This is a genomic window from Paraburkholderia sp. D1E, from assembly GCF_052682275.1.
On the sequence record NZ_JBQYMB010000001.1, the window covers coordinates 7,803,064 to 7,817,249 of the forward strand.

Below are 14,186 nucleotides of genomic sequence, written 5' to 3' on the forward strand. Positions count from 1 at the left end.
GTGCAAACACCCAGGAAGCGCGCTTAAACCGCCTTCGGATTACGCTCCGCAAATCCTTCCTGATGCCAGTACGGATACGCGGGACGTACGGCGCTGGCAGCGTCGAGTTTCGCTACCTGTTCGGGCGTCAGATTCCAACCTACCGCGCCAAGGTTCTGCCGCAGTTGCTCCTCGTTGCGCGCGCCGATCAACACGGTCGACACCGTAGGCCGCTGTAGCAGCCAGTTCAGTGCGATTTGCGGCACGGTCTTGCCGGTTTCGGCAGCCACCTCGTCGATTGCGTCGAGCACGCGGAACAGATATTCGTCCGGCACCGGCGGCCCCATGTCGGAGGTTTTATGCAGACGGCTCGTTTCCGGCAACGGCTGACCGCGCTTGATCTTGCCGGTGAGACGCCCCCAGCCGAGCGGACTCCACACCACCGCGCCCACGCCTTGATCGACGCCGAGCGGCATCAACTCCCACTCGTAATCGCGGCCGATCAGCGAATAGTAAGTCTGATTCGCGACATAGCGCGGATAGCCGTAACGGTCAGCGGTGTCCTGAGATTTCATCAAATGCCAGCCGGAGAAATTCGACACGCCCGTGTAGCGGATCTTGCCCGCGCGCACGAGATCGTCGAGCGTCGACATGACTTCGGCGACCGGCGTCTTCGCGTCGAAACCGTGCAACTGGAACAGGTCAATGTAATCTGTTTGCAGACGTTTGAGCGCCGCGTCCACCGCCTGAATCAGATGAAAGCGCGACGAGCCGACATTGTTCGGACCGTCGTCGAAACGGAAAGTCGCCTTGGTCGAGATGATCGCTTTGTCGCGCTTGCCCTTGAGCGCTTCACCGAGCACCGACTCGGAAGCGCCGCTCGAATAGATGTCCGCGCTGTCGAACATCGTGACGCCCGCATCGAAGCAGATGTCGATCAGGCGACGCGCTTCGGCCACGTCGGTAGCGCCCCACGCCTGAAAAAATTCGCCCTTGCCGCCGAATGTGCCCGTGCCGAAACTCAGTACCGGCACCTTGAAACCAGATGCACCCAGATGTCTGTATTCCATTGATAATTCTCCATGGCCTAGCCGTCGATAAACGGACATTCAGTCTACGCGCGTCCGGGCAAACGTGCCGGCGGGCGCGCATTGTGGTGACGATTGTCGCGCTGATCAAAGCACGCCCCCATGGCAACGAAGTGAAGCATGCAGTCCAGCGCTATCCGGCTAATGCACAGTCAAGGCTTTATCTTCAGCGCACCGCCGATTTTCCCTCGGCGCTCAAGGCGGCCAGCGCGTCATGCGCACTTCGAATCACGCTGTCCCAATCGCCCAGTGCCGGCTGCCGGAACAACCTCGCTTGTGCATACCAGGGCGTATCGGTACGTTCGAGCATCCAGCGCCAGCACGTGTCGAAGCGGTTCAGAATCCATACCGGCTTGTTCAGCGCGCCGGCCAGATGCGCGGTGGACGTATCCACCGATATCATCAGGTCGAGATTGGCTACCAGTGCGGCCGTATCGGCGAAGTCGTCGAGTTCTTCCGTGTAGTCAATGACGTTGGGATGTGAATCGTTGCGCGGTGACTGAAGCGCAGCCGGTCCCTTCTGCAGACTGAAGAACTGCACGTTCGGCACATCGAGAATCGGTGCGAGCCGCTCGAATGTAATCGAACGGCGCGCGTCGTTCTTGCGGAGCTCGGCGACATGCGGCCGACTTCCACCCGCCCAGACGAGTCCGACTTTCAGCCCCCCTTCCGCTTTTGCAGCGATGCGCTCGTGCCACTCATGCGTGGCTTGCGGGTCCGCGAACAGATAAGGCGTCTTTGAGGGAATATTCGCGAGATCGGTGTTGAACGCGAGCGGCAGACTCAGCAACGGGCAGTGACAATCGAACGGCGGCAGGGCCTGCCCCGCTTCGATCAATTGATCCACACCGTCGAGCGTGGACATGAGCCGCATCAACTCGCGCGGTACTTCAAGCACCACTTTTGCGCCGAGCGCCGAGACCATGGCCGCATAGCGGCAAAACTGCAGCGTGTCGCCGAGGCCTTGCTCTGCGTGCAGCAAAATCGTTTTACCGTCGATTGAAAAATCGCCCAGCCAAAGCGGTTGCGCAAAGATGCGCCTGCCTGCTTTGATCCGGCTGCGTTCCCAGCGCCATTCGTATTCCTTCCACCCTGCTTCGAGCTGCCCCAGTTGAAGCAGACACAACGACTGGTTCCAATGCGTCTCGGCAGCGGTGGGGTTCACGGCCAGCGCGCGCGCATAGCTCTGCAAGGCTTGCGCGTGCTCATCGAGATCGATCTGGGTCAGGCCAAGATTGTTCCAGGCATCGGCAAACGCGGGCGCGAGTTCTAGCGCGCGCTGATAGCTTTGCCGCGCTTCGTTCGGCTGGTTCAGATCGCTGAGCGCATTGCCGCGATTGCTCCATGCGTCGGGATAGTTCGGCTGCAATGCGAGTGCGTGATCGCAGCTTGCGAGAGCATCGTCGGAACGGCCCAGATCGCGCAGCACGCAAGCGCGATTGTTCCAGGCTTGTGCGAAATCCGGCATCAATGCGATCGCACGATCAAAGCTGGCGAGCGCTTCGTGTGGCAAATTCAGACCGGCTTGCGCATTGCCGCGATTGTTGAGTGCATCCGGGAATCTGGATTGCAAGGCGAGCGCCCGATTGGCGCTCCCGAGTGCTTCGTCGAAATGTTGCAAGGCATTGAGCGCATAGGCGAGATTCGAATGAAGCGGCGCCTGCTTCGCATTGATGGCGAGCGCCTTTCTGAGGAACTCAATGCCCTCCTGCACACGACCCGCCTGCAGCGCGAGCGCGCCCAACAATTGCAGCGCCTCGAAATGGCGCGGCTTGAGTTCGAGAATCTCACGGTAGAGTTCTTCGGCCTCGGTCACTGCGCCGTTCTGCTGAAGCGCGACGGCTTGCCGAAGCATATGGTCCAACTGTTGCGGAAGATTGGCGGGCTTGCTCATGCGGTGAGCTTTGATTGAATGCGCGTGGAATCGGAAAACCACTTTCGAGCCGCCTGAATCGCGTTGAAGCCGCGCAGGCCAGGCCCGGAAGAACGAAGCCGATTATCGCCGAAAAGAACGCATTTGACCTGCTGTATGCGGGCTGCCCTGATTGTCCGCGGACGAAAGGGTTGCCACTGGTTCTGGAGGCGTTCTTTGATGCAGCCTGATGGCTGCGCGTCACGCCGCAACGTGACGCGCGCCTGGTGCCGGACAGTGCCCGGTCGGCTTACTGGGCAGTCAGATGCTTACGCTTGGCGAGATCCTGAGCCATCGCGTAGTGCTCCTGGATGGTCGGCAGTGACTTCTTCGCGACGTCCTTCAATTGTTCGTCACGACCCGAGGCGATTTCCGCCTGGAATGCCGACAGCGTTCTCTGCTCGCCGGCGAGCGCGACCTGCTCGATATAGGTCTTGTCGAAGTCGACACCACGCAGGTTATTGATGCTCGCGAGCACCGCTGGGTCCGGATCGTTCTTCGGCACGTCGACGCCGCGCGGGCTCGCGGCGCGCAGTGCGTCCGAGATTTTTGCGTTGTCGTTCGACACGCGTTCTGCGAAGGCCTTCACGTCCCGGTCGGTGGAGCGCGAGGTGGCAATGCGTGCTGCATCGCGTTGCGTGGCGACGTCCTTGGTGGCGTCGGAGATGAAAGCCTGGTCGGCGGCATGAATACGAGCGGCATCCGGCGCGGCCGGTGCGGTCTGAGCGCTGGCTGCGGTAGCGACAACCATAAGGCTGGCCATGCAGGCACTGGTGATGGCGGCGAGAGGCAAGCGGATCATATGTTCTCCTTGAGGTGGAAGCGAAACGACAGCGAAGCGTGTGCGCCGTGGCCACTGCGTGCGATTGCATTGATACCTTGCAAGTCGCTTGCGACTGGCTAACGGCGCCGCGCTCTTATCGCTGTGCATTCTAGGAGGCGCATTACCCAGCATGTGAAACCATGCTGTCGCTTCTGTAACGTTAGGTAACCTTCATACGAATTACCTCGTTTTGCTGTAAGCCCACTTCTCTCTTCCTGCCCCGAATAGCGGCTGGGTGCTCACCACAAAGCATCAGTAAAACCCCTGAATTCACTGAACTTTTCTGTTGTTGCGCCGATAACAAAAAGTAGGGCGCGCGCCAGGGCCGAGTGAAAGGTATGCATGGTGCACTACCGCGCCGCAATCCCTGGAGAATGTCGATGGCAGTAGATCGCCGCGCGAACAACGAACGCAGCAACCTGACGAGTTCCAACAAATTCGAGTTGTTGCTGTATCGGCTGGGTTCCGTTCCCGGCAGCGACGCGCATGAGCTTTACGGCATCAACGTATTCAAAGTGCGTGAGATCTCGACGATGCCGCCGGTGACACCGATTGCGGGTTCTTCGCCATACGTAATGGGTGCTGTGGACATTCGCGGGCAGATCATTCCCGTGATCGATTTGCCGCGCCTGATGGGCTGCGAGCCCACGCGCGGCCTGAACATATTGCTGGTGACGGAATTCGCGCGTTCGACGCAGGCTTTTGCGGTCGAAGAAGTGGACGACATCGTTCGGCTCGAATGGAACCAGGTGCTATCCGCCGAGGGTGCGGCCGGAGGCAATCTGGTGACGAGCATTGCGCGTATCGACGGCAACACGGGTGACTCGCGGCTCGCCCAGGTGATCGACGTGGAGCAGGTGTTGCGCGACGTGTTTCCGTCGCAGCATCCGAGCGTCGACCCGACGTCTGTCGGCGAAGCGCTTGGCATTCGCCGCGGCGCGAAAATTCTTGCCGCTGACGATTCCGGTTTTGCACGCAAGCTGATCGAACAGGCGTTGAGCGCGATCGGTGCGGAATACGTGATGACCAAGACTGGCGAGGAGGCGTGGAATACGTTGCAGCAGGCCGCGCGTGAAGCGCAGGCTACCGGCACGCGGGTGAAGGACAGTATTGCACTGGTATTGACCGATCTCGAGATGCCCGAGATGGATGGGTTCATGTTGACCCGGCAGATCAAGGCTGACGAACGGACCCGGGATATTCCGGTGATTATTCATTCTTCTTTGACTGGCGCTGCGAATGAGGCGCATGTGAAGAATGCTGGGGCGAATGGGTATGTGGCGAAGTTTGCAGCCGCGGAGCTGGCTGATGCTATTCGGAATGTTTTGGCGGAGGGGTCTGTAGTAGAGGGGGGTGTTTGAGGTTAGGTTTTTTTGCCTGCGGCGCTTTGTTTTGTCTGTTGGCCTATGGTGAGGATTTTGCTTGGGGGTTTTGCCTGCGCAGGGTTTTATGTCTGATTGCCTACGGCGTTGGTCTTTTCATGTTTTGTTTGCCTGCGCGGCGCTTTTTGGTTGTATGCCTACGGTGTTGGCCTTTCCTTGAATTGTTATTGGTTTATTAGCGTTGCCCCTGTGCGGGGCGGGCACTTACTTCTCTTTGCCGCCGCAAAGAGAAGTAAGCAAGAGAAAGCGGCTCAAACCGCTAATTCTTAAGCGGGTCCCCCGCGCAGCCACGGTAGTGGTGCATCTGGAATCTGTGCTCTCGCACATTCAGCGTCAGTGACAAGGGCGTCATATTTCCGGCGGCGCTGCGCGCGCCGACGCGTACTTCATAAAACCGTCCGGTTATGGTTGGCGTTCGAGTTTCGCTCAACGTCGCGGCTCACCGTTGTATCGCCACTGTGACCATTCCTGCTACTGCTACTGCGGCTGCGGCTGCGGCTGCGGCTGCGGCTGCGGCTGCGGCTGCGGCTGCGGCTGCCACACACTGACATTTCATTCTCGGTGGAAGTTCGCGCATAAATGTAGAGGCGTCTCGCCGAGGCGAAGCCAACGGCCCCCACCACGCGCAAACGGAGCCTCTGGTTTCCCATGCATACCCGTCCGCGATGCACGCAGTGCGGAGTGGGAGCTGATGAGTGCCTTGTCACTCACGCTGAATGTGCGAGGGCACGGATTCCAGATGCACCACTACCGCAACTGCGCGGGGGACCCGCTTAAGAATTAGCGGTGTGAGCTGCTTTCTCTTGCCTACTTCTCTTTGCAGCCGGCAAAGAGAAGTAGGTGCCGCCCCGCACAGGGGCAACGCTAATAATCCAATAACAATTCAAGGACAGGCCAACGCCACAGGCAGACAAGAAAGCGCCGCGCAGGCAACCAAATCAAGAAAATCCACCCCCGCAGACAAACAGACAAAACAAAAGCGCCGCAGGCAAAAAACCCCAATAAAACCTCAATTCTATGTGACCATACCCAAACCAACCCAACCCGCACGGAGTGCAACAAAGAAATGCAACAACCAGACCCACTCCACCCTCTGCGTCCCGTCCTGAAAAACTACGTGTGGGAACACGGCCACGTCGGCACTCGCTACCTCAACTGCACCACCGGTGAAATCAGCTTTGATGACGGCAAAAAATCCCGCTTCGCGGCAGAAAAATACCTCTACGTCCCACTCGACAAAGACGCCGCCGACGACCCGCTAGCCATCGGCCCTTCAACCCAGGATGCCGCCCTCGCGCGCTTCCTCCGCGCCGCGCAACTCGGCAAACCCGAAGAAGCCGGCTCCGCCGCAGAAGTCCAACGCGCCGTTCATGATTGCCTCGATCTGGCGATCTTCAGCGCCTATCAGCACGACGCGCTGCAAGCTGTCGACCACTACACGCAGGAAGCCATGTTCGACGACGAAATCCGCGCCGCGCTCGTCAACGATATTCGCCAGGTCTACGGGCCAATGCGCGAACAACTCGCGCTCTATGACTTCACCGTGCTGCACGGTCTGCCCACGCCGCTTCTCTTCAGCGATTCGCCATTCATCGACTGGCGCGTGCGCATCAAGCCGGCCATGCCGTTCGTCTCGTTGCCCCTCGGACCCTACGCACTGCTGGTCGGCACACCGTCAGGAAGAACCAGCCGCGCCGCACCCGTCGCGTGGAAAACCGCCGTGTCGATGGGCGCGCTAAAGGATCACAATCGCCTGATGGTCGAACGCGCCCGTCTGTGGATCGTGGCCACCAGCGACGATCAACTGGTAGCCATACAGGATCGCTTCAAGAAAGACGACGCATAACAGGCACCGCGCTGCGTACCTTCACGCCTCGCAGTGTGGATGCGCTTCGAGCGCAAGCGAAAATGCCAGATGGCCGATTTCGATGCCCATGGTGTTGAACATCGGCGACGCACGGAACGCGCCCAGTTGCGCACGTTGCTCAGGGCTGCCGATATCGAGCCGCGCGAGCAGTTCAGCAACGACGGCGTAGAGCACGCCGATGTTGCCGTCCTCGACCTTCACCGCAATGCCGAGTGCGTCGTCGGCGCCGAGTTGCGCCGTCTGCCGCGAAGCCCTCACGCCGATTGCGTAGCTACCGTCGGCCCCTACCTTGCCGATCAGCGCACCATCGAACGCCCGCATTAACGCGGTGCAGAAACGCCCCTCGCCTGCCACCCATTCCGGATGCGCCGCCATCGCACGATAGATGCGTGCGAGCGCAATGGTTCGTGGTGCAATGGAAGAAGAAGCGGCGGAGGAAGCCGAAATCTCATCCTCTGCCGCAGCGAGCTTCGCGAACAGGCGTGCAAGCCGGTCAAGGGCGAACGCTGGCGTGGGCAGATTGCAGCCGTCAATCGACCATTGCACCGCATCGTCCGGCAAGTCGCATACGTCGGCGACGGTATGTTTCACGCGTACCTGCAGTGGATGCCCCGGCAGTTCATAACCCTTAATCGCTGCGCCGATCGAGCGTGCCCCGGCCAGCATGCCGGCGTGCTTGCCCGAGCAATTGCTGCATACCGCGTCTGGCTTGAAATCGCGCTTCAGCCAGTCGACATGCACGGCATCGGACAGCGGTGGATGGCCGCCGCAACGCAGATCGGCCTCGCTAACCTCAGCCTTGGCCAGCATCTGCCGCGCGCGTTCGATGTGGCGCGTCTCGCTGCTGTGCGAGGCGCACATGAGTGCGAGATCAATTTCGTCGAAACCGAAACGCTCGAGTGCGCCGGTCTCGACTACCGCCAAGGCCTGTGCGGGCTTTGCCGCGGAACGTGCCAGCGTGATACGCGAAGGATCGCCGAATGAATACAGCAGGCGGCCATCGGCCTGAACCACCGCGACATGAGCAACATGTGTGTTCTCGATTGCTTCGCCGCGATAGACAGTCGCCGCAATCGGCCCGGTTTCACGCAAGGTCATGTTCGCTCTCCTCCTGATCGCTTCTGTCGTTGCGATCGCTATAGTCATGGTGACACGAGCGATTCTACGTTCGTCTTTCGTGCAAACCAAATCGATACTCTGCGGCCACGGCATACGAACGCGTTGCGCAGCGAGTTGGACCCGCGCTTAAGTCGCCTCGCGAATATGCTCGACGAGATAATCGATCAGCGCCCTCACCTTCGGAGGCAAGAAACGGTTCGGCGGATATAGCAGCCACACCGAGCCCACATAAGCGCGCGCCTCGAGCTTCCAGTCCGGCAGTACCTGCATGAGTTCTCCACCTAGCAATGCGTCGGTGGCGGCAAACTCAGGCAAGTTCGCAATGCCGAAATTCTGCTGTGCGGCCTCAAGCCGCGCGCCAGCGTGATTGGCAATGTAACGCCCCTTCACGTCAACGGTTTGCGTCTCCGAGCCGCGGCGAAAGCGCCAACGGTTGTCGTCGGCAGTTTCGCCAAGGTAGATGCAATCGTGCTGGAGGAGATCGCGCGGTTGTGCCGGCGTGCCGCGCTCACGCAAATAAGCGGGCGATGCAACCAGCAGCCAGCGCACTGCGCCCAACCTGCGCCCCGCGAGCCCTTGCGGTGGATGCTCGGTCAGACGGATGACCAGATCGACATCATCGGCGAGCGGGTCGACGTCGTGATCGGTGAAAAGCAGTTGCAAGTCGACTTCATCGTAGGCACGCAGAAAACCGGGAATCAGCGGATGAATCACCGTCTTCGCGAACGCGGTGGGCGCGCTCACGCTGACCTTGCCTTGCGGTCTGCCGGCCAGTTGCCCGGCGGCATCCACCGCGCCCGATGCGGCGCTCACCATGTCGCGGCAGAAACGCGCCACCTGGAGACCCGATTCCGTGACCCGCACCGTCCGCGTGGACCGTTCGAGCAGGCGCGTCGCCAAGGCGTCCTCGAGGCGTTTGATCTGGCGGCTGACGGTAGACGGCGTACTGCCGAGCTGACGCGCGGCCACCGAAAAATTGCCGGCATCGACAACGCGCGCGAAAACCGCCATGTCCGGCAGCAACGCGAAAAGGTCGGTTGGGTTCATCGTCGAGCGCTCGCGGAGGTTGAATCGATTAATGCATTCACGACATAAATGATGTGCGCAACGACCCGATTATCGCCTCATGAGCAAAGTTCGACAATATGCGTTCATCTGCTTGAGGTCCGCCATGTCGAAACAAGAACGCCTGCTTCTGCTCTCCGATCTGATGCTGCTCGCGGTCGCCGTGGTCTGGGGCACCAGTTATGGCGTCGTCAAAAGCGCCCTGGTGTTCTATCCGGTACTGGGTTTGCTGGCAATGCGCTTCGGCATCACCTTCGTGATCCTGTCGCCCGCCTTGCGCCATCTACGCGCCGCCGATGCACGCACGCTGCGTGGCGTGCTGATCGCGGGCGCCCTGCTGCTCGGCATCTTTCTCTGCGAGACCTTCGGCATTCTGCTGACGCGCGCGGCCAATGCGGCGTTTCTGATCAGCCTGTGCGTGGTGCTGACGCCGCTTGTCGAATGGTGGCTGCTCAAGCGCAGGCCGAGCCGCATCGAATGGGCGGCGGTCGCGCTTTCGCTGTTCGGCGCGTGGCTGCTGGCAGGGGATGGCGCGCTGAGTTTCAATCCCGGCGACGCGCTGATTCTGCTCGCCGCGCTGCTGCGCGCGCTGAATGTGTGTGTAACTAAACGCGTGATGCGCGACTCCACGTTGCCGCCTTTGTCGGTGACAGCGGTTCAGTCGGGTGTGGTGGCATTCGGCAGCGCGGCGGTGGCGGTGCTGTTTGCGCCGCAACAGTGGCAGCCGGTGCCGTCGCTCGCCGGGCACGCCATGTTCTGGGGTTACATCGGCTATCTGGTGATCGCGTGCACGCTATTCGCATTCTTCGCGCAAAACTTCGCGATCAAACGCAGCAGCCCAACGCGTGTGTCGCTGTTGATGGGCAGCGAGCCCGCTTTCGGCGCGTTATTCGCCTGCATCTGGTTAGGTGAACGGATTTCAACGACGGCCTGGATCGGTGGTGCGTTGATCGTCGCGGCATCGATTCTCGCGACTGTGCGATGGACAGCATTGCGTGTGAGCGCCGCGGGAGCCTAGAGAATTTCCGAGGCCCTTGCCGATCGCTGCACACGCATCTGCCGATTAACGCGACGCGACCATGCCCCGCTCGCTCACCACCTCGCCACGTTGCAAGACATACTCGAGGCGCTCGCCCTGCCCGGTCAACACCCCGATATCCTTGAGCGGATTGCCGTCGACCACCAGCACGTCGGCAATCGCCCCGGCTTTGATAGCACCGAGCTTGCCCCTCCGATCGACGATATCGGCCGCGATTGTAGTCGCTGAGCGCAACGCTTCCAGATTGCCGAGCACCTCGGCGCGTATACGCAATTCATCGCTCTGGAATGTGTGCATTTCGCCGAGCAAGTCCGAACCGAATCCCATTGGCACTCCAGCGTTCGCATAGATCTGCAGCGAGTCGCGCCCGGCTTGCCGCACGGTTTCGACCTTGGCGATCGAATCGGCCGGCAAACCATAATCGGCACCGTGCCTGGCCAGCGCATCGTAGGTGACCAGCGTGGGCACGACGAACGCACCGTACTCGCGCATCAGTTTCGCGGCGGCTTCGTCGACCAGATTGCCGTGCTCGATCGTGCGTACGCCACAGCGAATCGCACGCGAAATCGCGCGGCCGGTGTAGGCATGCGCCATCACGTAGGTATTGGCCGCCTCCGCTTCGGCGACGATTGCCCGGATCTCTTCCTCAGAGTATTGCGTGTTGCTGATCGGATCGGTCGGCGATGCAACGCCGCCGGATGCCATGATTTTGATCTGCGTGGCGCCCTTCTGAATCTCTTCGCGCACGGCGAGCCGCACCGCATCGACACCGTCGACCACTCGCGCAATCGCCCCGGCACGAAAGGCGCATGAACAGGGTTCCAGCACGTCGCCGCGTGGACGAAAATCGCCGTGGCCGCCGGTTTGCGACAACGCCTTGCCCGACGGGAAAATGCGTGGCCCCGGAATCAGGCCACTCTCCAGCGCCTGCGTCAAACCCCAGTCCGCGCCGCCCGCGTCACGCACCGTCGTAAAGCCACGGCCGAGCATCGCCTTCAGAATCGGCAGCGCACGAATCGCAGTAAGGATATTCGGCTGCGTCGCATTCACACCGAGGTTCGCGCGCGAAGCGAGCACGTGCACGTGACAATCGATCAGGCCGGGCATCACCGTCTTGCCGCGCGCGTCGATTACGCGCGCATTCGGCAGGTCGACAGGACGATCGGTGACTTCGACGATATAGCCGTTTTCGATTACGACGTGATGATGGTCGAGCAACGCACCCTGGGCCAGATCGAGTACGTTGCCGCCGCTGATTACCGTAATGCTCATTGATATTTTCCTGACTGGATGAAGGAATCCATCCGGCTTTCGTTCGCCGGACGCGCGGCCTCAGGCTTGGCTACGGCGCGTATCGCGCACATAGAACGTGCCGACGAGACTGATGGCCGCGGCGATCATCACGTAGATTGCGGGCGCCATATTGCTGCCCGTCGACGCGATCAGCCACGTGATGAAGAACGGCGCGAAGCCGCCGAAAATCGTCACCGCAAAGTTGTACGCAACAGAGAGGCCCGTAGACAACACCTTGGTCGGGAACAGCTCCGAGAATGCCGCGAGAATCGGACCGGTGTAGACGGCGATCAGCAACCCGAACACGCCCTGAAACACCATCAGCGAAGCGAGCCCAGGCGCGTGATTGATGTAAGTGAACATCGGCCATGCGAGCAGAAGGATCAATGCAGCCGCGCCGGACAGAAAGCGGCGGCGGCCGAAGCGGTCAGCGAGTGCGCCGATCACGGGTGAGAAACACATAATCATCACCCCACCGAACATGCCGGCACGAAAGCCCGTGGATTGCGGCAGATGCAGTGTGCGCACCGAATAGGTCGGCATATAGAACAGCAGTACGTAGGTGCACACCGTCCACAGAATCACCATCGAAAAGCTCGCGAACGTCTCGCGTGGAAAGCGGCGAAACACTTCCGCGAGCGGCGAATCGCTTTTCGCCTCCTCGGCAACCGCGCTGAACGCCGGCGTTTCGTCCATGCGACTACGAATGAAATAGCCGACCGGTCCGATCAGAATGCCGATCAGGAACGGCATTCTCCAGCCCCACGAATGCAGCGCATCGGCGCTCAGGCTTGATGTCACGAACGTGCCGACCGCAGCGCCCAGCAGCACGGCAAAGCCAATGCTCGACTGAATCCAGCTCGAATAGAATGCACGCTTGCCAGCCGGTGCATATTCAGTAAGAAACGCAGTGGCGGTGCCCATTTCGCCGCCGGCCGAAAACCCCTGCAGCAACCGGGCAACCACGATCAGCACCGGCGCCCACAGACCGATCTGGTCGTATGTCGGAGCGAGGCCGATGAGTGCAGTACCGCCCGCCATCAACAGAATAGTCAGCGAGAGCGCCGCCTTTCTTCCCACTTTATCCGCGTACACGCCGAGCACGATACCACCCACCGGCCGCATGAAAAAACCCACGCCGAACGTCGCGACGGTGAGCAGCAGCGAGGTCAGCTCATTGCCGGTCGGAAAGAACAGCTTGGCGATGATCACCGCGAAAAAGCTATAGACGGTGAAGTCGAACCACTCGAGCCCATTGCCGAGCACAGTGGCGATAATGGCACGGCGCCGCTGTCGCGCGAGCGTATCCACGGACATCGCGACGTTGGATGAAAGCGTTCCTTGCATGGTCTCTTTCCTCATCAGGCTGCTTGTGCGACCGCTCGTGCGGCCGCTGCATGGCTACGGGTCCGGCTGATCTGCCAGCAATGCGACGCATCGAAATCGAGCGGCGCTTCCGCGTGCATAAAGCCGATCGTAGAGAGACCTGATTTGTTTTCGAAACGAAAGATTCACATGCATGCATGCGCGCAGCGCATGCGAAACGCAGTCAGGCGACGGGCGCGTTGCTCGTCTCCGCGAGCGTTTGCCCGCCGGTCGACCCGCTTGTCTGCCCGCTCGTCTGCGCCTCTGCCTGCTCGAACAGCCAGCGCGTGAAGAGGCGCGCCGCCTGATTCTCCGCGCGATCGTTCGGCGATACGACGTAGTAACCGCCACCGTGGCTCGCCGAGGCTCGCGTAGCACGCACCAGCAGTCCCTCGTTCAGACACGCATCGATCATGTGACGCCAGCCGAGCACGACGCCCTGCCCAAGAATCGCCATCTGCACGAGTTGCGGATAATGATTGACGACGACCGACTGCGGGGAACCGGGCATCTGCACATTGTTGAGACGGAACCATTCGGGCCACGACATCCATTGCCGCTGACCGTCTTCCTGCATCAGCAATGTTTCATGGGCGAGATCGGCAGGCTCCAGCACCCGGCCGGCGAGATATCCGGGTGAACATACCGGGTACACGTCTTCGTCGAAAATACGGCGTGCGGTGAAATGCGGCTCGGCGCGCTGGCGGATGTAGTAAAGACCCACGTCGAATTCCGCCGGCGACAACGAAGCGAGTCCGTCCCGCACGATCATCCGGATCTTCACGTTCGGATGGGCGGCGCGAAATGCACCCAGGCGCGGCGTGAGCCACAACACCGCGACACCCGACGAACACGCAATCGTCAACTCCAGATCGCCGTATCGCTTCATCACCTCGAGCGTGGCTTCCGAGCAATTGGCGAGCAGCCACTGCACGTGCTTCGCGTAGCGTTCGCCGGCGATCGTCAGACGTAGGGCGCGATGCTCGCGCACGAAGAGCGAGCGGCCGAGGAAGTCTTCGAGTTGCGCGATCTGGCGGCTGACCGCGCTTTGCGTCAGATGCAGCTCGACAGCCGCCTTGGTGAAACTGGCATGCCGCACGGCCGATTCGAATGCGATCAGACATTGAAGCGGAGGTAAAGGGGCGATCCGCATGATGAAGGTGGCCGAGTGAGGTTGCCACCATCATAGCGGGTCGAGGCGCACGCCGAATCACGTCTACGCGGACGACTCCGCAGGTGGCACGCTCAACGTTA

11 protein-coding genes are annotated in these 14,186 nt (G+C 60.7%); 3 read left to right on the plus strand and 8 right to left on the minus strand.

The features are described from left to right. Positions 1-23: 23 nt before the first annotated feature. The 3 genes from ACUN0E_RS34940 to ACUN0E_RS34950 form a co-directional block, all read right to left on the minus strand. Positions 24-1,049 carry an aldo/keto reductase gene (locus ACUN0E_RS34940; RefSeq protein WP_408234162.1) on the minus strand — a complete coding sequence of 342 codons (1,026 nt, stop codon included), beginning with the start codon at positions 1,047-1,049 and terminating at the stop codon, positions 24-26. A 184-nt stretch (positions 1,050-1,233) separates the two neighbouring features. Continuing rightward, positions 1,234-2,961 carry a tetratricopeptide repeat protein gene (locus ACUN0E_RS34945; RefSeq protein WP_445569472.1) on the minus strand — a complete coding sequence of 576 codons (1,728 nt, stop codon included), beginning with the start codon at positions 2,959-2,961 and terminating at the stop codon, positions 1,234-1,236. Positions 2,962-3,229: 268 nt separating this feature from the next. Continuing rightward, positions 3,230-3,781, minus strand: coding sequence for a DUF4142 domain-containing protein (locus tag ACUN0E_RS34950; protein ID WP_445569473.1), 552 nt, complete (start codon positions 3,779-3,781; stop codon positions 3,230-3,232). Between the two features lie 401 nt (positions 3,782-4,182). On the opposite strand from ACUN0E_RS34950, the gene ACUN0E_RS34955 reads away from it, so the two are divergent. Further along, positions 4,183-5,163, plus strand: coding sequence for a chemotaxis protein (locus ACUN0E_RS34955; RefSeq protein WP_445569474.1), 981 nt, complete (start codon positions 4,183-4,185; stop codon positions 5,161-5,163). 1,087 nt (positions 5,164-6,250) lie between these two features. Further along, positions 6,251-7,030 carry a hypothetical protein gene (locus ACUN0E_RS34960; protein WP_445569475.1) on the plus strand — a complete coding sequence of 260 codons (780 nt, stop codon included), beginning with the start codon at positions 6,251-6,253 and terminating at the stop codon, positions 7,028-7,030. Positions 7,031-7,051: 21 nt separating this feature from the next. Here ACUN0E_RS34960 and ACUN0E_RS34965 read toward each other — a convergent pair whose 3' ends face one another. Together ACUN0E_RS34965 and ACUN0E_RS34970 are read right to left on the minus strand one after the other, a co-directional pair. Continuing rightward, the gene (locus ACUN0E_RS34965; protein ID WP_445569476.1) at positions 7,052-8,149 is read right to left on the minus strand and encodes an asparaginase; all 1,098 of its coding nucleotides are present in this window, start codon (positions 8,147-8,149) and stop codon (positions 7,052-7,054) included. A 147-nt stretch (positions 8,150-8,296) separates the two neighbouring features. Then, the gene (locus ACUN0E_RS34970; protein WP_445569477.1) at positions 8,297-9,217 is read right to left on the minus strand and encodes a LysR family transcriptional regulator; all 921 of its coding nucleotides are present in this window, start codon (positions 9,215-9,217) and stop codon (positions 8,297-8,299) included. Between the two features lie 124 nt (positions 9,218-9,341). Between ACUN0E_RS34970 and ACUN0E_RS34975 the strand changes: the two genes are divergently transcribed. Further along, positions 9,342-10,253 carry a DMT family transporter gene (locus ACUN0E_RS34975; protein WP_445569478.1) on the plus strand — a complete coding sequence of 304 codons (912 nt, stop codon included), beginning with the start codon at positions 9,342-9,344 and terminating at the stop codon, positions 10,251-10,253. Between the two features lie 45 nt (positions 10,254-10,298). On the opposite strand, the gene ACUN0E_RS34980 is transcribed toward ACUN0E_RS34975, so the two are convergent. From ACUN0E_RS34980 to ACUN0E_RS34990, 3 genes are all read right to left on the minus strand, one after another. Beyond that, entirely contained in the window at positions 10,299-11,546 is a 1,248-nt protein-coding gene (locus ACUN0E_RS34980; protein ID WP_445569479.1) for an amidohydrolase family protein, read from the minus strand. 60 nt (positions 11,547-11,606) lie between these two features. Continuing rightward, positions 11,607-12,914, minus strand: a complete 1,308-nt coding sequence (locus ACUN0E_RS34985) for an MFS transporter (RefSeq protein ID WP_445569480.1) — start codon at positions 12,912-12,914, stop codon at positions 11,607-11,609. Between the two features lie 202 nt (positions 12,915-13,116). Beyond that, positions 13,117-14,085, minus strand: a complete 969-nt coding sequence (locus ACUN0E_RS34990; protein ID WP_445569481.1) for a LysR substrate-binding domain-containing protein — start codon at positions 14,083-14,085, stop codon at positions 13,117-13,119. Between the last annotated feature and the right edge of the window lie 101 nt (positions 14,086-14,186).